This window comes from Fusibacter fontis (assembly GCF_055378735.1).
Map to the genome: position 1 here is coordinate 1,625,171 of NZ_AP042445.1, position 23,369 is coordinate 1,648,539.

19 protein-coding genes, 1 tRNA gene and 1 other annotated feature are annotated in these 23,369 nt (G+C 39.3%); of the genes, 2 read left to right on the forward strand and 18 right to left on the reverse strand.

All coding sequences use genetic code 11. The annotated features are described in order from the left end of the window. Position 1: 1 nt before the first annotated feature. The 6 genes from ACZ41W_RS07325 to ACZ41W_RS07350 all read right to left on the reverse strand — a co-directional run bounded on the left by ACZ41W_RS07325 (position 2) and on the right by ACZ41W_RS07350 (position 4,888). A complete protein-coding gene (locus ACZ41W_RS07325) occupies positions 2 to 1,339 on the reverse strand; it encodes an ABC transporter permease (RefSeq protein ID WP_464314221.1) in 1,338 nt (445 codons plus the stop codon). Positions 1,340 to 1,553: 214 nt separating this feature from the next. Continuing rightward, positions 1,554 to 1,733, reverse strand: coding sequence for a hypothetical protein (locus ACZ41W_RS07330; protein ID WP_464314222.1), 180 nt, complete (start codon positions 1,731 to 1,733; stop codon positions 1,554 to 1,556). A 133-nt stretch (positions 1,734 to 1,866) separates the two neighbouring features. Then, entirely contained in the window at positions 1,867 to 2,112 is a 246-nt protein-coding gene (locus tag ACZ41W_RS07335; protein WP_464314223.1) for a hypothetical protein, read from the reverse strand. A gap of 10 nt (positions 2,113 to 2,122) precedes the next feature. Next, complete coding sequence (locus ACZ41W_RS07340; RefSeq protein ID WP_464314224.1) at positions 2,123 to 3,211, reverse strand: P-loop NTPase family protein; 1,089 nt, start codon at positions 3,209 to 3,211, stop codon at positions 2,123 to 2,125. Beyond that, complete coding sequence (locus ACZ41W_RS07345) at positions 3,208 to 4,620, reverse strand: radical SAM protein (protein WP_464314225.1); 1,413 nt, start codon at positions 4,618 to 4,620, stop codon at positions 3,208 to 3,210. The genes ACZ41W_RS07340 and ACZ41W_RS07345 overlap by 4 nt, the downstream gene beginning before the upstream one ends. A gap of 109 nt (positions 4,621 to 4,729) precedes the next feature. After that, positions 4,730 to 4,888, reverse strand: a complete 159-nt coding sequence (locus tag ACZ41W_RS07350; protein WP_464314226.1) for a hypothetical protein — start codon at positions 4,886 to 4,888, stop codon at positions 4,730 to 4,732. A 97-nt stretch (positions 4,889 to 4,985) separates the two neighbouring features. On the opposite strand from ACZ41W_RS07350, the gene ACZ41W_RS07355 reads away from it, so the two are divergent. Next, the gene (locus ACZ41W_RS07355) at positions 4,986 to 5,936 is read left to right on the forward strand and encodes a helix-turn-helix domain-containing protein (protein ID WP_464314227.1); all 951 of its coding nucleotides are present in this window, start codon (positions 4,986 to 4,988) and stop codon (positions 5,934 to 5,936) included. 102 nt (positions 5,937 to 6,038) lie between these two features. On the opposite strand, the gene ACZ41W_RS07360 is transcribed toward ACZ41W_RS07355, so the two are convergent. From ACZ41W_RS07360 to ACZ41W_RS07405, 10 genes are all read right to left on the reverse strand, one after another. After that, a complete protein-coding gene (locus tag ACZ41W_RS07360) occupies positions 6,039 to 6,557 on the reverse strand; it encodes a protease complex subunit PrcB family protein (RefSeq protein ID WP_464314228.1) in 519 nt (172 codons plus the stop codon). A gap of 17 nt (positions 6,558 to 6,574) precedes the next feature. Next, positions 6,575 to 7,807, reverse strand: coding sequence for an aminopeptidase (locus ACZ41W_RS07365; RefSeq protein ID WP_464314229.1), 1,233 nt, complete (start codon positions 7,805 to 7,807; stop codon positions 6,575 to 6,577). A 177-nt stretch (positions 7,808 to 7,984) separates the two neighbouring features. Next, positions 7,985 to 9,679, reverse strand: coding sequence for an FAD-binding oxidoreductase (locus tag ACZ41W_RS07370; RefSeq protein ID WP_464314230.1), 1,695 nt, complete (start codon positions 9,677 to 9,679; stop codon positions 7,985 to 7,987). Beyond that, complete coding sequence (locus tag ACZ41W_RS07375; RefSeq protein WP_464314231.1) at positions 9,672 to 11,234, reverse strand: FGGY-family carbohydrate kinase; 1,563 nt, start codon at positions 11,232 to 11,234, stop codon at positions 9,672 to 9,674. Before ACZ41W_RS07375 ends, ACZ41W_RS07370 begins: the two co-directional genes overlap by 8 nt. Next, a complete protein-coding gene (locus ACZ41W_RS07380; protein ID WP_464314232.1) occupies positions 11,235 to 11,600 on the reverse strand; it encodes a DUF1667 domain-containing protein in 366 nt (121 codons plus the stop codon). It lies immediately after the preceding gene. 67 nt (positions 11,601 to 11,667) lie between these two features. Further along, the gene (locus ACZ41W_RS07385) at positions 11,668 to 12,648 is read right to left on the reverse strand and encodes an NAD(P)/FAD-dependent oxidoreductase (protein ID WP_464314233.1); all 981 of its coding nucleotides are present in this window, start codon (positions 12,646 to 12,648) and stop codon (positions 11,668 to 11,670) included. 101 nt (positions 12,649 to 12,749) lie between these two features. Further along, positions 12,750 to 14,549 carry an FAD-dependent oxidoreductase gene (locus ACZ41W_RS07390; RefSeq protein WP_464314234.1) on the reverse strand — a complete coding sequence of 600 codons (1,800 nt, stop codon included), beginning with the start codon at positions 14,547 to 14,549 and terminating at the stop codon, positions 12,750 to 12,752. Positions 14,550 to 14,700: 151 nt separating this feature from the next. Further along, positions 14,701 to 15,414, reverse strand: a complete 714-nt coding sequence (locus tag ACZ41W_RS07395) for a GntR family transcriptional regulator (protein WP_464314235.1) — start codon at positions 15,412 to 15,414, stop codon at positions 14,701 to 14,703. 122 nt (positions 15,415 to 15,536) lie between these two features. Next, on the reverse strand, positions 15,537 to 17,537 hold the full coding sequence (locus tag ACZ41W_RS07400) for a methyl-accepting chemotaxis protein (protein WP_464314236.1): 2,001 nt from the start codon (positions 17,535 to 17,537) through the stop codon (positions 15,537 to 15,539). Between the two features lie 275 nt (positions 17,538 to 17,812). After that, positions 17,813 to 19,798, reverse strand: a complete 1,986-nt coding sequence (locus ACZ41W_RS07405) for a class I tRNA ligase family protein (RefSeq protein ID WP_464314237.1) — start codon at positions 19,796 to 19,798, stop codon at positions 17,813 to 17,815. A gap of 49 nt (positions 19,799 to 19,847) precedes the next feature. Next, positions 19,848 to 20,089: a binding site (T-box leader), on the reverse strand. 431 nt (positions 20,090 to 20,520) lie between these two features. Between ACZ41W_RS07405 and ACZ41W_RS07410 the strand changes: the two genes are divergently transcribed. After that, on the forward strand, positions 20,521 to 22,245 hold the full coding sequence (locus ACZ41W_RS07410) for a carbohydrate-binding domain-containing protein (protein WP_464314238.1): 1,725 nt from the start codon (positions 20,521 to 20,523) through the stop codon (positions 22,243 to 22,245). A gap of 90 nt (positions 22,246 to 22,335) precedes the next feature. Here the strand turns inward: ACZ41W_RS07410 and ACZ41W_RS07415 are convergent. Both ACZ41W_RS07415 and rsiV read right to left on the reverse strand, forming a co-directional pair. Next, positions 22,336 to 22,410, reverse strand: a tRNA-Thr gene (locus tag ACZ41W_RS07415). Between the two features lie 55 nt (positions 22,411 to 22,465). Then, the gene (gene rsiV, locus ACZ41W_RS07420; protein WP_464314239.1) at positions 22,466 to 23,368 is read right to left on the reverse strand and encodes an anti-sigma-V factor RsiV; all 903 of its coding nucleotides are present in this window, start codon (positions 23,366 to 23,368) and stop codon (positions 22,466 to 22,468) included. Between the last annotated feature and the right edge of the window lies 1 nt (position 23,369).

Sequence of the window (23,369 nt, forward strand, 5' to 3'; positions counted from 1 at the left end):
CCTAGATTGCCTTTTTCTCAAAATACTTCGTCCCACCATAAAGCATCAATCCAGTGGACAATGTCAATATCAGTACCGCTGATAACACCGTCACGTTTTGCGTTCCCTCGATAATCCGACCAACTCTGAACATGTTAAATGGGATAATATTAAAGTGATTTCCTATAGTCAAAAAGTGTGTTGCACCTATCATTCCACCAACCACCAATCCGGAAACGAGCAAACTCATTATTTCATTATTCACCATCGCTGAGATCAGCTGAACCACCGCAACTATAAATCCTACATATAGAATCATCAGTAATAGTGCCATTAGGGCGTATTGGTAAAAAGCGACCAAATCTATTTCAGGATGTGGTACAAAATAGAAATTATTGAAATTGTCTGCGTTTGCCATGTGTACAAAACTATAGTTACTGATTCTTGGATGTTCGCCATTTTTTACAGCAACTTCAACAAAATTTGGAATCGGTAAAACTCTGGTCAGAACATTGGTTAAATACGTCACAGGATATTTAAGTGATGTAAAACCATTTTTAAAACCATAGTAAATTCCCATACTAACCGCAGGAATAACAATAACCACTATTGTCTGAATCCACTTTGTTAGCCAACTACTCATGTAATATTTTTTTCTTGATACAGATTGGGTCAGCAGAAGTTTAAGAACACCAGAATTCTTATCTCGATTGATAGTACTAAAGGTTAAAAATAGTGGAATTAAAATGAACATGATTGGACCAGTTTCATATAGAAACATATACCAAACGGTTATGTTATTTGCTTCATCTTTGTATAATGGTCTCATGTCATTTTGATAAAGATTATACCAATACCTAGTTTCAAGAAGTACTTGTTCGTCTCCGCCAGCTGAGCTGCCAAATGGACTGAAATCTACAGATTCATATGGAACATCCGTATGAACTTGTTGCCATATTCCGTAAATATCTTGCTTTAACAGTTGTTTGTCCAAACTAATTTCGGAGTCCCTCTTTTTTCTCAAAAACATTAAGTCAAAAATAATATTTCGTCTTAAAGCTTCTTTAGAATCATCTTTCAAACTCGCCTTTGAAACATTTTCAACTGCTTCATCAAATATTCTACAGCTTTCAACAACTGTTGGATATTTATCTCTTTTTTTCATATCAGTTATAACTGAATTAATGCACGCAGTAGTAGAAGAAGATAAATAATTTGAATCATCTCCTTTAAAAGGTCGATTTTTTCGCTCTGATTCTACAATAGACATGGTCATTACAATAACCATGCAAATCAAAGCTGTGAGGATCCAAGTAACCGGTTTTTTCAGTTGTTTGATGGTGAGTTTTTTATATAACATAAGACCTCCTCAATGAAATGAAATAAACTATTCTACGCAATTAGAATATGTAATGTTATCAAAAATAAAAAATTTAACAATATTTTTATTATGGTACCATATTTCAAATGTTATTTGTGTGAATTTTCTGAAATATAATCATCATATAAATTAGAAATAAACCCTCACCATTAAATGAGGGTTTGTAATACGGCGCGTACTACCGCAATATTATTTATTCGTTTTCAGAAACTGAAAATGCTGCATTACCTGTGCTTGCAGAATCTCTTTGTATTGCATGATATTCATCACGTGTTTTACCCGTTTGTGTTCCACATGGATAAGTACAATAACATGAACCATTTGTTCCAGCTTGAACTGTTAAAGTTTCTTGAGATTTCATAAGTTTTTTCATTTGTCATTACCTCTTCTATTAGTTTATTTTTTTGTTCGTTTTAAACCACATACTGTACTGTTTTTATTGCTGTGTAATAAGTATTACCGCGCCGTTATTACCTGTTTCAGATGGTGCTTTTTAGATGGTGCTCTTACAGTAACTGGGCAATCTGGTTTGCCGTTGTGAAGAGGTGTCCTTCATTTTCTTGGTCAGTTACTTTGATCGGAAGATTGAGTTCTTTTGTAAGTTTTAAATACAGATGTAGCATTTCTTCTGCTGTTTTATAAAACGGAGTACCAAATAGATTGGTGTCCAGATGATGGTGTAAGTCTTCATGTGGGATACCCAGTGTTTCGGATATCTCTGTTAAGAGTTGTTCTTTTGTAAAGTTGCTCACGGGTAACCTCCTATGAAAATTGTGCGATGATCTTTAGTGCGACAGTGGCGATGTTATTCATTTGGTTGAGATTCGTCATAGGTACTGTCGATTTTGCATTATGTTGATCGATGAACCATTCAACCTTTTGAGGTGAAAGATACATCGGTTTATCGGGAATTTCATAATCTGCATCGTAAATCTTATAATAGCGGTTGGACAGATGGAAAACATCCACTGCACGATCTGTTTTATTAAGTAAATGCGCGCTATAGTTTTCAAGGTCAGTACCACTCACTTCATGGCTGTTCATCGATAAAATCATAAAGTCCGGCTTGAGTGCAAGTGCTAACATCATGGCGTATAGTCCATAGGTATTGCTGATTTTTTTGTTATAGAGAAGCATCCCCTTTGGCACATCCACTAAGATTAAGTCCGGCTGGTGCTCTTTGATGACTTGACCGAGCCAACTCGACAGATGTTTCACTTGTTCATCTGGCGTGTATTGGGTTGACATAAAGAATTCCGGTAGACAAACCCCTGACACGAGCTCAATATCTCGATGACTGCTAATGACCAATGGGCGATAGCCTATTTTCTCAAATTCATGTTTTAAACTGAGTGCGATTTCTTCACTGTCTTGACTTTCGATAAGTCCACCGAGATAGACCACTGGGATATCTGTGGCTACGAAACTATCATCAAAGCGTTCTTCAAAAGTTTCTTGATAAAACTGAATTTGTTCTGTACGGTTTAATGAATCACCTATCTCTCGCAGTATAGTGAGTACGTGTTCATCATTTCCACGATAACTCACAGTTCCTTCACTTCTGAGTGTTTTTTCGATGAGAGTCTTTATGTGTTCATCTAAATTCTCTTCATTGGTGACAGCCGTTAGAATCAAATGGTCTACATGGCTTGATTGAATATCATAAATACTTTTTACTGTGGCGCTATCATCTTCTCTATTTACGGAAAAACCGATGCTTTTACCTAAGTAACTGGAACCCATTGGCACCAGTGGATATACGATGTTTTCCTGATGTATCAAATGTTTGACGATACCATAATACGTATCACTATAAGGATAAAGGTGTATGTGCTTCTTCTGATTCATCATATATTTGCCCTCATTTCGTCCATTTCTCCATGTAATGCTCTAGCTTTCAACATCTGATGAAAATCTGCTCGCATCTTTTTACATTTTGGATTGATGACTTCTGGCGAGTTGATGCCTTCTTCATGCCCTTTGATGCAAAGTGAACAATGTCTAAAGGCGAAACAGTTTTCACATCTGCCCTGATTGAGCTTTGCGACATTTAAAATTCGATAGGCGTCAGTGATTTGGATTCCCTTTTGTACGGTTCCCATCTTGTTATATTCGAACATTTCGTTGACACGTTCACAAGGAAACAATGTACCATCCACATCTACAAATACTTTTTTCATGCCTGGGATGCATTGTCCAGACGGACAGAATTTAGTCCCTAATGTGGTGAGTTTTGCCCAGTCTTCTTTTAATTTAACTACATTAGATGCAAACATCGTCTGTAAGAAAAATTGGTCTTTTGAGTCGATGGCTTTCATGTCTTGTAGATAATAGAGAAATTTGCTGTGTTCAGACTTAATGGCAAAATCTTCGATTTCTTTGAATTTACCTTCAGTGGTATAATCCTCAACCAAAGTCGGCATAACTAAGATTTTCTGAAGGATTGGATATTCTAAGAAAAATTCTTTATACTTATAAAAGTCTTGAGTTGGATCAATGACCATGTTTGTACTGATTCTTGGTAGATACTCCGGAAACTTTGTTTCGATGAGATTGAGTTTTTCCATCACATGATCGAAGACGCTTTCTGAGCTATTACGGAAGATACGGTTGCGATCGTTAAGCTCTTTTGGTCCATCGAGACTGAATGTTAAGCTAAAGTTGTGTTCTTTAAAGAATCGAATCATGTCTTCAGTAAGCAATGTACCGTTGGTCGTCATCGAATAAGAAATCGACTTTTTGTGGAGCATCGTCTTTGCAAGAATGACTGTTCTCACGATGGATTCATATTCAATCAGTGGTTCGCCTCCATAAAATGAAATCGATACTTCATCACAATCCACTGATTTTTCGTTCAACATCGCAAGTGATTGTTCAATGAGTTCAGGCGACATCCTTTTACTGCTATGCGTTCTATTTCCTTTATCCCCTACAACGTATGGGCAATATTCACATTTGAGGTTGCAGTTTTGAGTAACTTGCAAAACCATGGAACTTACTTTTCTGTTGGTGTATTCTTCTAAGAAGCAACTATCTGGATGTTCAATTTCTTGAACGCGATTTGTCGATAGATAGCCTTGCTGAGTTAACTGATGAACGCGTTCTGTTGCGGGTACAGCTTGAGATTCACATTGGTTATTTGAAAGACTGTCTTTCAGATAATGAAAACTCGCTTCATCAATCCGTACGCTTTCGTTTTTGTTCACATCATAAAAGTAATAATGTGCTGGTGTTTTAAAAAGGTGGATAAAGGGTTTCATTGAACGGTTCCTTTCTGGGATGATTTTATTAGAGCTGAAATATTTCAAATTTATGATAAGTTTTTATCAAGAACTTTGTATATATAACTATTACAAATATTACGATAACTTAATTGTTTCCATTTTTACTTTCCGTAACTTTTGGTTGATAATCATGTGAAAGCTTGATATCTTCGCCATTACAGAATCCAACTGAACTTAGTCCAAACAAAATACTACAATTTACCAATAATGTTACAATAAATTTTATGTATAATTTTCTTTTCATTTTACACCTCATCGTTTATACTTTAATCAATAAACTCATGATAGATTAAAACACATAAAAAAAAAACCCGAATAAATTCGGGCCAAGGAGGTAATCTATGTTTGCATCATATAACACAAATGAATTCGGAATTAAAATCAAAGAAATTCGTACTTTACTTGGTCATACGCAACTTGATGTATCTAAAGGTACACGCATTAATATTGATACACTTAGAAGAATTGAAAACGGAGAGTGTATTCCACGTTACGACACGCTTGCACTTCTAGGAACGTATTATAAAATGGATATTAACCACTTATTTACTCAATATCAACAAAGTCACCTATTACTTAGCTTTTTAAAATCACTTGATCACCTGATGTTGTATGCAAAATTTGATGAAATTAAGCAATGTCATCAAAATTTTCTTGTAAAGCTCAATTTAAGTAAAGATCTTGAACTTGTTGAAAAGATGACACTTACACAAATTGATTATTTCATTCAAGCATCTAGTTTGAGGTATAAAGAAGAAAATCAAGCTGCGCTAGAATTGACCTGTAGTGCACTTAAAATAACCAATAAAGATTTTGAAATTGAAAATTTCAAACAATTTTCTTATAGTTCTATTGAGATCCGATTGTTAACTCTTGCTGCGAATTGCCTTGGTGAATTACGAAAATGTGAATTGAGCAATCAAATATTTATGTATATCCTTACAATTATAAAAGATGACATTTATAATGAAAAAGCCGAGGATATGATTATTGTTAAAGCGCTTGCAGCCATTTCATATAATTACCATCGACTCGATCAAAATGAACTTGCTCTTGAATATGCTCAAAAAGGTATAGAATTTTCACTACGAAAAGGTTGCATGGATCTTATTTATTTCCTCTATATAAGAGAAGGTGCCGCAAAATACCATTTAAATGATCCATCTTATATTGAGTCTTTTGTTGATTGTCTTTGCTATATCCGATCAACTAGAAATAAAGAAAACTATAATTATATGTTAAATCTCATCAAAGACAAATTCAAAGTGGATTTATCCTACATATTAAGTTAATTTGATCGTTTTTTGTTTTTTAGAATGTAAGCTGGATTGTCTCAAAAACGCACTAAAAAGGGCTATTGCAAAAGTCATATTTGCAATAGCCCTTCTATCTCTTTACTTCTCTTTCGTCACATTAATCAGTTCGTATGCTTCACTTGCTTCATTTAAAACAGATGTAACTTCTAAATCGCTTGCGAACTTGATGACAACATGTGGGTAAGTGAGTATTTGTGGAACGTTTGAGTCTTTTGGTGGGTTGCCTTCAGCTACGAGGATTTTTTTCTCGCCATCGTAATCGCCAAAAGATACCACAGAAAGTCCATAACCGCCAGTTGGTTTTTCTCCCATTGAAATTAACATGTATTTAAAGCCATCATCGCCTTCCCAGATAAAATATCCACGCTCAGGCAGCATTAAGTCTGATTGTAACTTAAAGTTTGATGCCAAATCATCAATTGAGATCACTTCAAATTCAATTGGTGTTCCAAAATTTTGTGCTTCAGACGCTGCTTCTTTTTGAGCTTCTTGCGCTGATTTCACATCATCTGAAGAATTGTCTTTCGAACATCCCACGAAAGAAAATGTCAATATTGCAATCACGAGTACCACTAATAATTTCTTCATCTTATTCATCGTCATTTCTCCTATCATTAAAATGTCCAGTTGCCATCTACAAACAATTTCATAGGTGTGCCATCTTTTGCATAAGCAGTCACTTCCATATCAGGACCACCAATCATAAAATCCACATGAATCAAGCTAAAATTCGCGCCTTTTGCTTCAAGTTCATCTGAAGTAAGGTTTGAACCATCTCTCATGGCATATGCATATGCTCTGCCAAGTGCTAAGTGAACAGAGGCATTTTCATCAAACAAAGTGTTATTGAATAAAATTCCCGTGTTTGAGATTGGTGAATCGTTTTGAACCAGTGCAACTTCGCCCAGATAACGTGCACCTTCATCGGTTGCAAGCATGTCGTCGAGGACTTCCTTGCCTTTTCCCGCATAGTATTCTACCACTTTACCATCTTTAAAAGTAAAACCAAAATCATCTACGATTTTTCCATTGTGACTAAGTGGTTTGGTTGATTTTACCGTTCCATTGACTTTATAACGATGTGGGGTCGTAAACACTTCTTCTGTCGGGATATTCGCCACAAACGATTCATTTGCATGGCTTAGTTTTGAACCACCCATCCAAAAATGATCATCTGCAAGGCAAATTTCAAGATCAGTGCCTTCAGCTTTAAATACCAGTTTATCAAAATTCTTATCATTTAAGAAATTCTTATATTTTTTTAAATTCTCATCGTGTTGTTCCCATGCTGCAACTGGGTCTTCTGTGCTGACACGCGTAGCATCAAAGATTTTATCCCAAAGGGCTTCAATCGCTGCTTCATCTGTTTTTTCAGGAAATACACTTTTTGCCCATGCGAGACTTGGTACTGCTGCGATACACCATTTAGTTTGACCCGTCATACGATATCTCGTCGCTGGTGACATGGCAGTGGAGATCGATTTTTGATCTACTGCAACTTTTTCACCTGGAATATCTTTTAAGAGTTCAGGGTCTGGCGCACTAATATATAAGTGGTGATAGTTATCTTCATATAATTTAATAAGTAATTCTGCTTTCCATTCTGGATAATTCTCGAAAACAGAATCATTTGCATTTTGATATCTTGCGAGTATCATTGCGTCATCCGACATCATGAACTCTACGTGCTTTGCGCCTTTTGCATAGGCTTTTTTCATGACTTCTCGAGCCAGCGGTAGCCCCGATTCGTTGGAATTGATGATGAGTCCTTGGTTGGGTTGAACGTTCATACCTACATTGACAATTAATGATGCGTACTTTTCAAGTTCTTTTGAGTAATCTTTCATGTTGTCCTCTCTTTACCTCATTATAGTTCTTGTCAGAATAGTGCTAACAGTGTCGATTTCATCTATTTTGAATTATACATGAAATTAAAAGGTGGGACAAGTAAATATACTTTGAACAAACACGATGAATAAAGCCATGATACAGATCTTTATAATCTGCATCATGGCAATAAATGATCAATCCAGTCCCAAAGTCCCTCCTGGATTCATGATATTATTGGGATCAAAGTGTTTTTTAAGTGCTTTGTATACATCGTGCTGCTCTGTTCCCACTTGCTTTTCAAGCCACGGCGCAATCATTTTACCGATGCCGTGATGGTGACTCATGGAAGCGCCATATTTTAAGATGTTATCCAAAATGCCATACTGATAGGAAACATATTCGTCAATATCGCTGATTTTCGCGATAAAGATAAAGTATAGATTGGCACCTTGAGGATAAACGTGTGACATATGCGTCATGCAGATGGTGTTGGGACGGCTTTTACAGTAAGCACGTACACCTTTGTGAACAGCTTCCATAGTGTCCCAAGTCACGGTACATTCTAGTGTATCGGTCATGATGCCAAAATCCTGTAAATCCTCACGCATGTAGGGGTCTCTAAATCTTCCGTGCTCCCATCCTTTTGTCGGGATGCCTGTGAGATAAAACCCACCATATCGTTTGCACACTTTATGCAAATTCTTAATAATATTCTTAGTAAAGCCTTTTTCACCATCTGTAAACCCTAAGAAAAGACAACGCTCACCAGCTTTATATCCCATCACTTCAATCACTTTGTTGAGCGGAGTATCTTCGACGCCATAGAGTTTTAACATGACGTCTGTCTCTTCTGGGTCAGATAATCGAAATACAGAAGGGAATCCAAACTGACTCTGCATGATTTCTCGAGCAGCTTCTCGTGCGTCCGACCAGTTTTTGAAGATGAAACTAAATCGACGTTGATTCTCTGGCATGTACCTAAATACTTTTAACGTACATTCAACGAGTACACCGTATGCACCTTCACTTCCCATCATAATGTGGTCAATATTGGGACCTGTAGATTGTGCAGGATACTCTTTGGTCTTAATCGTACCCACTGGTGTGATATATTCTTGGCACATGACCAAATCGGCTGCATTTCCAAAATAAGTTGAGTTTTGACCAGCGCCTCTCGTCACAACCCAGCCTCCAACAACTGAGTATTCAAAGGATTGTGGAAAATGGCCACATGTATAAGCGCGTTTTGCACCAAATAAGGATTGCGCATCGTTGAGCGTCTTTTCCAGCTGTGGTCCACTCATCCCAGCTTCCACGGTGATCGTCTGATTGGTTTCGTTAAATTTGACGACTTTGTTCATATGAACGCGCATATCCAGCGATACGCCACCCTTCATACATTCAACGCCTCGCGTTACCGAAGAACCTCCTCCGTAGATATAGATTGGAATTTGATGCGTGTTACAATACGTTACGATTTGTTGTATATCGGATTTATTGCGCGGATGGAGTACTAAATCTGGAATATTTTCCACAATTCCTTTTCTCAGTCGCATGAGGTCAATCATCGTCTTGCCGTACGCCACTTGAAGTCTAGAGTATTCATCAAGCCGAATGTTTTCAGCGCCTAAAACCTTTTTGAAAAACTCAATATGATGAGGCTCAAGTTTCGACGGCATGTTGACATTCACTAGGGCATCGCCCGTTTCTTTTCGAGTTTTAAAGTCTTCGTCTGTCATGTTAAATGTTTTTTTCATAAGTGCATACAGACGTTTGTTCGGATGCTTGAACTCATTGGGATCACCCCACTTTAAAATCGATCGGTACGATCCTTTCACAGGCGCCTCTTCACACCATGTTGGATAAAATGTTTCGTTTTTCTTACTCATATTGATCCTCCTGTTTGATGATGATTTCATTGAGTTCGCTGTAGAGCGATTTGAGATGTGGATAAATTCTGGAATAGATGCGTTTATACAGTTGATGGTATATCGTTGCTGCTTGCTTTTGTGGATAAAAGATTTTGCTAGATCTCACCATATGTTCCACGGCGACTTGGTAGTTTGGGTAAATTCCCAGTCCTACAAAAGCGATAATCGCGGCTCCAAGCCCAGCTGCTTCATACGTTTCTCCCTTTACAATAGGAAGATCAAACATGTCAGAGGTAATCTGGCAGATTTCATCACTCTGTGATCCACCCCCACTGACAAATATCTGTTTTACTTTTACTTTTGATTTATGTTCGATTTTTCTTAAGCCGTCGATTAATCCATAATTGATGCCTTCAATGATGGCTTTATAAAAATGCGCTCTCGTGTGACAATCGTTAAATCCGATGACTGAACCTTTTGCATCTGGATTTTTAAGTCCCGGAGTCCAGTACGGCTGCAAGATGAGACCTTCCGAACCGGGCGGTACATCTTGAAGACACTTATTGAGAAGCACTTCAGGTTCGATGCCTTTTTCAAAGGCTTCCACCATCTCGCGATTTGCAAACTCCTGTTTAAACCATCGAATCATCCAGTATCCTCTAAAAATCTGTACTTCTGGATTGTAGTGGTTTGGGATGACAGATGGATATGCTGGCATAAACATAATCGGTTCAAAATAGTGATCGGATGTGGTCTGTATCGTGGCAGTGGTACCAAAACTTACGCTGGCTTGATCTGGATGGACGCATCCTACGCCTACTGTTTCACAGCCTTTGTCCGAACCGCCGTTGACGACCACCATCTCAGGATCAAGTCCCGTTAACTGTGCAATTTCTGGAAGAATTTTACCGATAATTTTTCCGGGCTTTTCAAGCGTGTACAGTTTCTCTTTTTCAATCCCAAACACATCCCATCTATAATCCGCACTCGATTTGGGCCAACTTTGCGTTTTATAATTAAACGGAACATGTGCAATCTGGTTGGCGACTGAATCTACGATATTTCCCGTTAGCCGATACTGCAAATAGCAAGGCAACAGGACATAGTGTTTTGTCTTTTTCCAGTTATCCGGTTCATTTTCTCGAATCCAGTTCACTTTTGAAAGTTTTCGTGTGATGTGTATGGCGCGTTCCATTCTAACCGCCTTAAACATCGCCCTATCTTTGAGTTTCAATGGTTTTTTGCATTCCGCTACGCGCTGATCTAGCCAAAGAATACTGGGACGTACGATTTGATACGATTCGTCTAGGTAGACTCCCGTATCCCTCAGAACCGATAGGCAAATTCCCTTTGCATGGATGGCATCATCACCAACACGCTCCACTAGTTCCTTTAAGCATTCTATGATCTTGTCATGATACAAATCCGGATTTTGTTCTGCAAATCCAGGTCGTTTGCTAAAGTAGGGTTCAAATTCTCTTTTAACTTTTTGTTTAAGATGCCCTTGCTGATCAAATAACAATGCACGTACACTTTGGGTTCCACAATCCACAGCAATTACATGTGATGACATCTAGTCCTCCTTAAGAGTTTGAGTTGCGACGATGTTGACACCTAAATCTAAGATATTTTCTACGATGATGTCCCCCATGGCGATTGGGAGGTTCACCTTGACTGATTCCAATGCTTCCATAATGTCAAATATGCGATGTTTATCGACATTTTGAGATGTTTTAACGGATAATCGTGGATATTTCGAGCTATTAACCCTCACCGTTGTGGTGATGAGTCGAGTTGGGTGATACCACTCTTGTCTTGCAAATTCGATGCCCTTTGGACATTGATTACCCGATACGCTGATTGCTCCACCCTCAGTTTGTTGCGACTCGTAAACTTCAAGCAAACACCCTCTCGGGCATACTATACAGATCAGTTCCATATCCCCTCCATGTATATTCATGTAAATTCATGAAATTCATTTAAACTCATTTAAATTCATATAATCCTTATGAATTTTCTCTGATGTATTCAAGTGCCGCTAGTCCAGCTGTTTCCCCACTTTTGGATACGTGATCCACTAGATCAAATACTTTCAATGAATTTCCACAACTAAAGACGCCTGATACAGATGTCATCTGATGAGCATCAATCGAAGGACCTTTGGTCTTTTCATCTATTGTCACGCCTAATTTCTCTGCGATTTCATTCTCTGGAATGAGACCCACTGATAAAATGAGTCCATCGCACAAGATGGTTTCTTCTGTTCCCTCTATTATATTGAACCGATTATCCACTGAGGCAATCACGATACTTTCTAAACGTTCTGTTCCGTGCACTTCGATGACGGTTTTAGAAAGATGTAATGGTATGCCATAGTCATGTAGACACTGTTGAATATTGCGTTTGAGCCCTGAAGGTTCAGATTTTGCTTCATAAACGCCTAAAACTTCAGCGCCTTCTAAAGTTAAACGTCTCGCCATGATCAATCCAATATCGCCACTTCCCAAGATGACACAGCGCTTGCAAGGTAACATGCCATCGATGTTGACTAAGTACTGTGCTGTTCCAGCTGTATATATCCCCGAAGGTCTTGAACCTGCGATATAGAGTTGTCGGCTTGTGCGTTCTCTACAACCTGTTGCTAATATGATGGTTTTAGCCTGTATTTCCACAACCCCTTGTTCTGCCATGACGATTTGAGCGATAAATCCCGCTTCAGTTTTTACAAATGCCGTTACAAATGCCTTGAGCAATGTCTCGATAGGGGTTTGCGCCAGCAAATCGATGTACCGCTGTGCATATTCTGGGCCTGTTAACTGCTCTTTAAATCGAATCAGGCCAAATCCATCGTGGATACATTGCTTCAAGATTCCGCCAAGACGATTTTCGCGTTCAATGACAATGACGGTTCCACCTTTTTCATGTACCTTTAGTGCGGCTGCGAGTCCTGCTGGTCCTCCACCGATCACCATACAATCATAAATCATCGTCTCCTCCATTTCTCACTCCATGCATTGATAGATTTCACGATTCTTGTGATGCTTTGTTATGTGATGCTTTGTTATGTGATGCTTTGCGATGTGATGCTTTAACGATTTGAAGAATTCGTGTCTTTGCCCATTTTGGTTTCTTTCATGACGATTTTAGACTGCCCTGATTTTTTTGTAATTTCATCCATTGGAATGCCTTTGACTTCATGTATAATTTCCATGACCAGCGGCATGCAAAATCCACCTTGACACCTTCCCATACCTGCACGGACGCGTCGTTTGATACCGTCCACTGTATCCACTGGAATGGGACTTTTTAATGCATCGACGATCTCGCCACGGCTGATTTCTTCACATCTACAAATAATATCACCATATTCTGGGTTATTTTGAATGATGACTTTTCGATCTTGTAAGCTCATATTGGCTAAATCTGGAATGGCATGACGTTTTGGATTCCAGTTGGATTTTAACGCAACAGGTGCTTGTTGAATCGACTGAAGCTGCTCAATCGCGATGTGTTCTACCCTTTCAGCAATTGCGGGTGCAGATGCAAACCCAGGTGATTGGATCCCTGCCACATGAATGAGGTTTTTAACTTTCGTTGACCCCTCAATGATAAAATCTTCTTTATAAGTTGCCGCGCGAATTCCTGTAAAATACGTGATGTCATCTTCGCGCTTCATGCCTTCAATTTGAGGTAATTTTTGATCGAGCAATTCTTTAACCGTTTCTAGGTGTGTTTCATAATTATCACGATCCGGCGTTTCAATCGCATTCGGTCCTACTAGTAGATTTCCTTCATAGGTCTTGATAATGCCTCCGCCTTTTGTATTTTTACTGCTTCTATCGCTTACAAACCCCAAAATGCCGTTGATCAAATGTCCTTTCTTCTTATCAAATAGGACGATTTCTCCTTTTCGTGGGTGGATGGAATAATAGCGATCACCTGCCATCTGCGCGATGTAATCTGCATAGACGCCAGCTGCATTGATGACGATTTTAGGCTGAATGACCCCGCGATTGGTAACGACGGATTGAATCTGGTCTCGTTCGCTTTTAATGTAGATGACTTCTGTATTTAACTGGAGTTCTACGCCGTTTTCAATAGCATTTTCTGCATATGCAACGGTCATTTTATATGGGGACGTTACCCCAGACTCTGCGCAAAGTACCCCCCATTTGACGCCTTTGGAGAGATGAGGTTCCGCTTGATACACTTGTTTTTGATTTAAAAATTTTAGACCTTTCATGCCGATTTTTTTAGATTTTATCCAAAAATAGGGTTTGCTGATTTTCGTCCAGTTTGAACGAAACAATATCAAGGAACCACACCATCTGATGGGCACTTCTAGTTCTTCAGAAATCCGATGATACATGTGATTGCCTTTGATATTTAGCGCGCATTTCAAAGAATTGGCATGAGCGGCTATCCCCGGATGCACCATTCCGTCATTTCTCGATGAAGTGTGTACGGCAACATCGTAGGATTTTTCCACTAAAATGACATTGAGCTGATATTTTGAAAGTTCCCGAGCAATTGAACTTCCTACGATACCCGCACCGATCACCAGTACATCACAGGTTTGAGTCTGTCCTTTATGTTCCAAAAGACACTTTTCTCCATAAGCTGTATCCAGTCGATTGGCTTCGATCTTGTTTAACTTGTCCACATGGATGCGGCTCATCTCACTGTCTTCAGCGACGATGTCATTGATGACCTCTTTGAAAGGCGATTTTGCTGCGATGTATCCGGCTTTTAATACATCCTCGTAGCTTGCAGTGGTTCCCTTTAGGTAGATTGACGATTGATACATGCTACACTCTACTTGCTTGAGTGTTTCAATTTGATGGATTTTCTTTTGTACTTTTTTCAACCATTTTTCTTGTTGTCTCATATACACCTCATTTATTCGGTCGTCCGGACGTTTGAACCTTTGTTTCATCATATCACATTGTTACAGAATAGTAAAACAAAAAAAATCCACCGGTGAATCCCTTCATTTTAGCGTATCAAGACGCTTATAAAGGTGGAATCACCTGTGGATTTTATAATAATTCTGTCGGAAAAGCAGATACTCCAACGGGTACTTTTAATTCATAATATTGATAAACGCCTTTGAATCCTTTGACGTACAGCCATCTTTTCATAAACATGAGATCGGAGCCTGTCTTCAAACCCAACATCTCGGCTTCGCGTTCATCTGCACTGACGACTGTGACTTCTTGTGTCATCTTTTCAATAGGGAGTTTGATCACTTCTAATAACAGTTTACCGATGGAGTTTTCCAAGGGGTATTCTCCTTTTCGGCTGACAAAATCGATGTGAGAATAAAATTTTTCTAGTCCTAGCGGATGCCCATCGATGGTTCTATTCCGCTCAAAATAAAAGATTTCATCTGTTTCGATGTTCATTTCTGAATGGGTGTTCTGAAGCGTTTTTGCTACCAGCACTTCGTTTTTATGCTCCCATCCCCTAAGCGATAAGGAGTAGGTTAAACTGATAAGGGGTTCAAAACCAATACTCGTCTCTTTCTGTTTGATATAGGTGCCTTTCCCCTGTCTTTTCTCTAAAAAGCCCTCTTTTACCAGTTCGTTGATGGCTTCTCTAACAGTCGCTCGACCCACTTGAAACTCTTTCATCAACTCTTGCTCGCTCTTGATGGTGTCTCCAACCGCATATGCGTCTGATTGAATCACAAGCAACAATTGATCTTTGAGTTGTATATAGAGTGGTATGTGCAATTTTCTATTTAATTTCATAATGACCTCGATTTGTTTTCATTTCACCTAAAAAGAAAGAGCATAATTCATAATAGTCGTCCTAAAATGATGATGCTCTTTCACTCTTATGCTCTTATATTATACACCAGTCGAGATGCCTATCAAACTTTAAATTTCATGATTTCTTCATTTAATTGAATTGAAATTTGGTTGAGGCTTTGTGCCGCTTTTGCCACTTCTTCAACTGCGTACGTTTGTTGTTCCATAGAAGCTGTAACTTCTTCAGATGCTGCAGCAGTTTCTTCTGATACCGCTGAGATGTTTTCAATACTGCTTACAATGGATTCCTTATCGACATTGAGTCCACTGACAGAATTGCCGATGGCATCGATGTTCGTCGAGATCAGCTGATATGCATTCTTGATGGTATCAAACGAATGAATCACTTCTGTTACTGCGACATTTTGTTTTTCAGAGATGGCTTTGAGGTCGTTCATGCTCTTAACGGATTGTGAGCCATCTTTCATGATATTGCCCACGATGTCCTTGATTTGAACCGCGGATTCCGATGTTTGTTCTGCGAGTTTGCGGATCTCGTCTGCAACAACCGCAAATCCTCTTCCGTGTTCACCAGCTCTTGCAGCTTCAATGGATGCGTTCAATGCAAGTAAGTTGGTTTGATTCGAAATATTTGTGATGGTATCTAGTATCGATCCTATCTCTAAGGTTCTTTCATTTAATTGTTTAATGACAGCTTCAATATCTTCATTGGCAGAGATGGACTCTCCATTTCTCGACTTCAGTTCTGTAACCGATTGTATACCTTGGTCATATGCATGACTTGTAGATACTGCGCTTTCCACCATTCTGTCTGTATACGTATTGAGTTCAACAAATTTATCAGAAAGTGATTTTGCCACAAGGGTACTTCTCTCCGCGTCAACAGCTTGATCTTGAGCGCCTTTTGCAATATCTTCAACTGTTCTAGCCACTTGATCAGCAGAGGCACTAACTTCTTCGCTTGTTGCTGCAAGGCTTTCAGACGATTGAGTGAGCATTTCAGATACGTCTTGTATATTTTTAACGAGTTTACCTAGGTCCACAAGTGTGTCGTCAAAGTATCGACTCAATACGCCGATCTCGTCTTTTGATTCGATATTTGAAAGTGCGCCCAATTCACCCGTTCTTGCTTTTAACATTGAGTCTACAAGGCGTTTGATATTTTTATTAAATTTACTTGTAAAGCCCCAAATAATAACGCCGCCTACGACGATAGCGATCACAGCGATGATGATCATCATGCTGATGATTTTCCAAATTTCAGCATGGATTTCATCATAATAAAGTGTACAGATGACGGACCAATTGATTTCTGGAATGGTATAAATCGATGCGTATTTGGTTTTTGTTGCCTTGCCTTCTACGTATTCATATTCAACGCCAGCCTTTTTATTTTTAATGGCATCTTTTAACTCTGCTGTGACGAGTTCTGTTCCGATTTTAGCTGGATCGGCATGCGCCATAATGATGTTATTGGTATCTACTATAATAGGATAGCCTTTTTCGCCGATTTTAATATCTTTTGTCTGTAAGTTTAAGGTTTCTAGTAAAACATCTACTGCCATTACACCTACGAACTGATTGGATGCGCTATAAACTGGCTGACAGGCAGTCACCACCATTTTACCTACGGTATCATCAAAATAAGGTTCTGTCCATATAAATGTTCCTGCCTCTTTGGCAGCAATATACCAATCGCGTGTCCTAGGATCATAATCGCCTAAGTCATCGTCCGGTTTCATAATCATGCGTTTATCTTCCGTCCCCAAGTAGATAAACAAGATGTCGGAATTGGCTTTGACATATTTGTCTAAGTCAGCAAGTAATGCTTTTTCAGCTGTCTCAGACGTCATGATATTGCGTGCGTTCTCACTTTCAGCAAGTGCTTTAATCGATGTTTCAAATGCGGTTAAATAATTGCTGACAGAAATCCCCACTTGCATGGATAAACTGTCCACGGATTTTTTCTGTGAATTTTCAAATACGGATGATACCTGCATTGAGGTACCAAACCCTATTGCCAATTCTGCCACCAGAAGTGCGATGATAAATATCGCAAAAAAGGTGCGTCTCAAACTTCTCTTTACTTTCAACCCTTCCATAATGGTTCCCCCTTGTTTTTCACACTCGCTTTTCCATCCAACCTCATAAATATCAAAAAAACGACAATACACAGAGTACTGAGTATTGTCGTCTCACTTCATTCGGCGTCAGTAGCGTGTATAGTGATAATATACACATTTTTACAACCAAATAAACAAAATTGTACCAATTTCACGCGCTTATTTCGCAATTTTATCCGATAATGACTCGAATTCAGAATGCGCCTTTGCGATCATTTTAAGAATTGGATTTGTTCTTAGAATTGGATTTGTCCTTAGAATTGGCTTTCATCCTTTTTATAGAAGTCAAATTTAGGTTCGATGAATTTTAACACATGCGTTTCAGGTGCGTCCATATGTGCCGTGATGTCTTCAAAGATGTGTTCCCACGACCAGAGGGATTCGTTGAGGTTGAGATACTCTCTCACGAATTCTGCACTCGATGGCGTAATTGGGTGGAGAAGTGTCAAGATGCTCTTAGCTGCATATAGACAGTCCGCTACCACTTGTGCTCTCAGATCATTGTCATCTTGATCATCCGCTTGTTTCATATACTTCGACCAGTACTTGCTCACATTTCTGATGATGTCATCAATGGTATAGATCACGAGGTGAAACTCTTGTCTGGCCATATTGTGCTCATACTCGTAGATGGCTTTGTGAATCATGTCTTTCATTTCCTCAGCAACAGCTACGCGCGGAACTCTTGAATCAAAGTACTTTTGCGAGGTGTAGAAACACGATCTCAATAGACGATTATATACGTTTGTCAACAAGTTACCATCTTTGAGAACCACATCTGGTGCGTCTTCTGGACAGCTAGGATCAAATGGTTTTGGACTAAAGCTCACGCTTTTTTTAGAGAGTCCAAGACTTAAGAAGTGCATTCTCAATTGATCTTTTGTATAGTAGTTTAAGAGTTCATCTGCCATTGGCGGTTTGATATCGCTCGAACTACTCGCTTTAGAGTCTAAAAACAATAAGTGACAGTTGGCAACAAGTTGTGGGAAATTGACTTCTGATAAGTTATTGCTGTCTTCTGGATGAATGCCCAAATATGCCATGAGCATTCCCATTTCAGCGATTCCGTAGAAGTATATATTGTCTTCACCAATAAATTGGTATACTTTTGACTCTTTATCTAACCACCATTTTTTCCAATCTTCCAGTGGCTTTTGAAGTTGGTCAAGATAGGTCAATGTAAATGAAATCGGTGCCCAAAGCGATTCTGGCCACACCCAGAAAGTCAGATCTTCGAGTCCATCTTTTTCAGGAACGGGAACGCCCCAAGTGATGTTTCCTGATAATCTAAATGGAACCAACGTCTTCCCTGTGCGGTAACGAATGCCCTGCTCATCTAAAATGATACGTGCATGGTCTCTCGCTTCAAGTGTGTTGAATTCGTATGTGACAGATGGCTTTTTCCCATCGTCTTGTAATGTCGTCTCTCCAAGAGATACACCTTTTTCAATAAGCGCATTGTAATCATTTCTTTTGACATAAATGACTGGTAGTTTTAAAAACTCGTCCATGGTATTGGTCACATTGGCACGAACGTGTTTTTCTGCACGCATCTTGCTGACCATGTCTCTAAGGTGCTCCATATACTCTTCAAGGACGAAATACCAGTTGTTCACGTCTTTTAGAATTGGTTTTTGCCCAGATAAAGTGCTGACGGGATCGATCAGTTCTTCTGGCATGTATTGATGACCTAGAGCACATTCGTCTGCATAGGCTTTGTCCGATTGACATCCATCTACTGGACATTTTCCAACGACTTGTCGTCCATTTAAGAAAACTTGTTCAACTGGATCAAAAAACTGTGGTGACGACATGACTTTCAATGTATTTTGCGCGTAAAGGGCTTTAAAAAGTTCATTGGATACTTTTTTGTGCATTTCACCTGTCTTTCCAAATGCAGATGAACCATATAAACTTGGCGCTACGTCGTAATCTGCTAAGATACGCGTTTGCAACTGATAAAACCGGTAAACATAGTCTTCCATGCTAATGGCTTCGCCAGTTTCTTCTATATGCTTTTTATAGCTTGCAAGTATCGGCGATCCGTAGCAATCTGTTCCTGAAACAAAGATGACATTGTCTTGTCCTATTCTATCTTTTAAAAATCTTGCATACGTATCTGCGTGAATAAATACGCCGCCAATGTGTCCGAAGTGTAATGACTTATTGCCGTATGGCATCCCAGCTGTGATAATTGCGCGTTTTGGAAATTCCGGTCTCGGTCTTTTTGGTGTATACATATATAACGCCTCCTTTTTTTGTATAAAAAAACACCCCTACAGCTTACGCTATAGGGGCGATTGTCTCGCGGTACCACCCTACTTGTCTTATGATTGCTTCGGCGACTCCCAATAGGAATCTTCCTGAATCATAAAATCTCATGTTCTATAACGTGAACACACGTCATCCCATCAATTCATTCCGGGACACAGCTCCGAGCCTTGCTTCATTTAGTCAATAACGGTTCTTTTTCACCTACCAGAACTCTCTTTGCGCATCTTCTAAATTACTCTTCTCTTCTTCGCCTTTAAATATGACTTAAAATGGATTTATATAAGTCCACTTATGTTGAAGTATAAGGGGTTTCGGGCATTTTGTCAAGTGAATCCATTTTGAGAAAGATTGAGTTCACTCAGTTAAAGTGTTTATCTATTCATGTGTTTATCTACTCATGTGTTTATCTACTCAACAGGAAAAACTCAATTTTTTTTCATGTATTGTTTTTACTTGTGGAAATTGCATAATTACCTTTTAAGTGCCAAAATCATGTATTATTAAATTTAAAATGGCTCAATGACGCAATTTCAAAAATTGAGATTTTAATAAATTAAAATTATGCAATTTTCTAACTTAAGGTCTGTTTAAGTTTAGATGCGTATACTAAATTTATCGTAAGAGCTAGCGATTCCTAAACGATTGAAAATGACTTTAAAAATAATCCATAAAGAAAGTGGTGAACCCTATGAAAAAATTTTTAACAACCTTACTCATTCTACTCATATTAAGTTTTAGTATCACTGGATGCCAATCGAGCGCCAGTACATCTGGTAGCGATGCCCAATCCGTGGAGGCATTTGAAACCACCAGTTCAGCAGAATCTTCTGGCGACAGTTCAACAGAAGCCACGGGCAACAGTTCAGAAACCGTCAACTGGGATGACCTCACTAACAGCGATATCACGGTAGAGTATTCAAAGAAAGACCTTGATTCATCATATAGCGTAAGTGACGCCACAAGCATCACACTATCAGGTGAAACTGCAGTGGTTAAAGGCGATGGTGCTGAAGTTGAAAGTTCAACGATTACCATCACAGCAGCAGGGACTTATATCGTTTCAGGCACCTTAACAAATGGCCAAATCATCGTCAATGCAGGTGAAGAAGACGACGTACAAATCGTCCTTAACGAAGCGACAATTCATCACGATCGTTCTTCAGCACTTTATGTCATCAGTGCGGACAAAGTGATCCTCACATTGGCAGATGACACAACGAACACCCTCACAGATGGAGAAAATTACACTTTTTCTGAAGGCGAAGATGAACCGGATGCAACTATTTTCAGCAAGCAAGATTTGACCATTAATGGTACTGGTACTTTAAATGTTGAAGGTAATTACAATCACGGTATCGATACTAAAGACAATCTCGTCATCGCACAAGCAACTGTGAACGTCGAAGCAGTCAATGACGCAATTCGAGGGAAAGATGGCGTTGCAATTCATTCAGGAACAATTAATCTCACCTCAGGTGGCGATGCGATTCAATCCTATCACGAAACCAATTTAGAAAAAGGATATGTTGTAATAGATGGTGGCAATATCACGATTTCAGCTGGTGATGATGCCATTCATGCAGAAACACATCTCATCATTCACGATGGATCGATTACGATTAATGAAAGTTACGAAGGTTTAGAAGCGCGCATGATCCTCATTACTGGTGGCGATACGCAACTCAACGCTTCTGATGATGGCATCAACGCAGCTGGTTCAGTCTCGACAACAGCAACAACAACAACAACAACAACAGCGGCAGCAGCAGGCGAAAACGCTCAACAAGGTCGCATGGGCATGGGATTAGAAGCTGGAGGCAATTATGAATTCAAACAAACAGGTGGAACACTTTACCTCAATGCCGATGGCGATGGTCTTGATTCAAATGGCGTTTTCTATATCGAAGGTGGTACTGTGATCGTCGATGGTCCAGTGATGAACGGCAATGGCGCACTTGATTATACAGGAACTGGAAGCGTTAGCGGTGGAACACTCATCGCAGCAGGTAGCTCTGGTATGGCACAGGCACCTAGTGAAGACAGCGAAAACAATGCGCTTATGATCTATTTCACAGCTGTTCAATCTGCAAAAACAACTGTGACGCTCAAAGACAGTTCTGGCAACACAGTCATGGAACACACTCCAGCAAAAGAGTTCCAAACCATCGTATTTAGCAACGATGATTTAAAATTAGATGAAACGTACTCCATCTATGTGGGCGGTAAACTCACAACAACGTTAACATTAAGTTCTAAAATCATGACAGTCTCAGAAACAGGCGAGACTGTAACAGGACAATTTGGTGGCATGAACGGCGGCATGAAAGGTGGTCAGATGCCGAGTGGCGAAGCACCAAGCGGTGAACGTCCAACGGGTGAGCGACCTAGTGGTGAACCACCTACTCGTCCATAATCAGAATTCTTTCTCAATCTAGATAATACCAAAAAAAGCTATGACGCCTCTTGTGACACTACATCACAAGGGCGATCATAGCTTTTTGACTGGAGCTAGTGAAGGGAATCGAACCCTTAACCTGCGGTTTACGATACCGCTGCTCTACCGTTGAGCCACACCAGCACACCTACAGTTTTAATTTACGCCTGTAGGTCGCCAGTGTCAATATGAAAATGATTTATTTTACATAATAATCATTTACAAGCAAGTCTTGTATGATTTCAGTTGGAATTTCAAATGTAACCAGTCCCATATATCCCGGAGCTACTTCATATTTGTCAAATGCTATGACGAGTTTGCCTTCTGCAGTGATGTAGAAATTTTGATCGGGATGGATGGCTTTGAACGGTTCGATGTCCTCTTCTAGCACCCAGTAGATTTTTGAGTCATCTGCCTCCATCTCTGCAATCATGGTTTCTATGATATATTCCGAGATGCGCTCAATATAGTGTTCATCCTTGAAAAGACTTGGAAGAGTCACCATGACACTGTTCACTTTGTCGATGGTGTCGTACTTCATCGTGGTTGAGGAAGACCCTACTATATTGACATTGTAACGCCCAATGGATAATATTTCATCTGTGTCCGTGAGAATTTCATATCCGGAAACTATGCCCATATGTCCATCCATCGCTTCTATTTCAGGGATTTCTTTTTTAAATGTTTCGTAAAGTGCCTTGTTCTCTTCATAGTACTTCTCGTTTAAGGTCGCTTCGAGTTCTTTGTCGGACAGCCCTGATATCACTGGTGTTTCAACAGATGCCATGACGTTATCATTTTCAATTTTTTCGAATCTAAACGTCAGCACTTTGACAAATTCACCGATGACAGGTACTTCTGACAAAGCCATGGCAAAGCTTGAACTCATGTTGAGCCCTGCTACAAAGAGCAAAAATGCAGCAGCAACCGAAGTAAAAGTACGCATCCAGATGACCTTATGATGTTGTTTTTTAAAGGATTCTTTGATTTTATCTTCAAGAGCATCTGGCGCCTTGATGGTGTGATAATCTTGTTTTAATTGTTCTAATTGTTCTAATTGATTTAATTGTTCTAATTGTTCGTTTTTTTCTAATTTTTTCATG

What these genes read in the sequence shown, in the direction of transcription:
- ACZ41W_RS07325 (WP_464314221.1), bottom strand. Translation starts at nt 1,339, where the DNA reads ATGTTATATAAAAAACTCACCATCAAACAACTGAAAAAACCGGTTACT.
- ACZ41W_RS07330 (WP_464314222.1), bottom strand. Translation starts at nt 1,733, where the DNA reads ATGAAAAAACTTATGAAATCTCAAGAAACTTTAACAGTTCAAGCTGGA.
- ACZ41W_RS07340 (WP_464314224.1), bottom strand. Translation starts at nt 3,211, where the DNA reads ATGATGAATCAGAAGAAGCACATACACCTTTATCCTTATAGTGATACG.
- ACZ41W_RS07345 (WP_464314225.1), bottom strand. Translation starts at nt 4,620, where the DNA reads ATGAAACCCTTTATCCACCTTTTTAAAACACCAGCACATTATTACTTT.
- ACZ41W_RS07350 (WP_464314226.1), bottom strand. Translation starts at nt 4,888, where the DNA reads ATGAAAAGAAAATTATACATAAAATTTATTGTAACATTATTGGTAAAT.
- ACZ41W_RS07355 (WP_464314227.1), top strand. Translation starts at nt 4,986, where the DNA reads ATGTTTGCATCATATAACACAAATGAATTCGGAATTAAAATCAAAGAA.
- ACZ41W_RS07360 (WP_464314228.1), bottom strand. Translation starts at nt 6,557, where the DNA reads ATGAATAAGATGAAGAAATTATTAGTGGTACTCGTGATTGCAATATTG.
- ACZ41W_RS07365 (WP_464314229.1), bottom strand. Translation starts at nt 7,807, where the DNA reads ATGAAAGATTACTCAAAAGAACTTGAAAAGTACGCATCATTAATTGTC.
- ACZ41W_RS07370 (WP_464314230.1), bottom strand. Translation starts at nt 9,679, where the DNA reads ATGAGTAAGAAAAACGAAACATTTTATCCAACATGGTGTGAAGAGGCG.
- ACZ41W_RS07375 (WP_464314231.1), bottom strand. Translation starts at nt 11,234, where the DNA reads ATGTCATCACATGTAATTGCTGTGGATTGTGGAACCCAAAGTGTACGT.
- ACZ41W_RS07380 (WP_464314232.1), bottom strand. Translation starts at nt 11,600, where the DNA reads ATGGAACTGATCTGTATAGTATGCCCGAGAGGGTGTTTGCTTGAAGTT.
- ACZ41W_RS07385 (WP_464314233.1), bottom strand. Translation starts at nt 12,648, where the DNA reads ATGATTTATGATTGTATGGTGATCGGTGGAGGACCAGCAGGACTCGCA.
- ACZ41W_RS07390 (WP_464314234.1), bottom strand. Translation starts at nt 14,549, where the DNA reads ATGAGACAACAAGAAAAATGGTTGAAAAAAGTACAAAAGAAAATCCAT.
- ACZ41W_RS07395 (WP_464314235.1), bottom strand. Translation starts at nt 15,414, where the DNA reads ATGAAATTAAATAGAAAATTGCACATACCACTCTATATACAACTCAAA.
- ACZ41W_RS07400 (WP_464314236.1), bottom strand. Translation starts at nt 17,537, where the DNA reads ATGGAAGGGTTGAAAGTAAAGAGAAGTTTGAGACGCACCTTTTTTGCG.
- ACZ41W_RS07405 (WP_464314237.1), bottom strand. Translation starts at nt 19,798, where the DNA reads ATGTATACACCAAAAAGACCGAGACCGGAATTTCCAAAACGCGCAATT.
- ACZ41W_RS07410 (WP_464314238.1), top strand. Translation starts at nt 20,521, where the DNA reads ATGAAAAAATTTTTAACAACCTTACTCATTCTACTCATATTAAGTTTT.
- rsiV (WP_464314239.1), bottom strand. Translation starts at nt 23,368, where the DNA reads ATGAAAAAATTAGAAAAAAACGAACAATTAGAACAATTAAATCAATTA.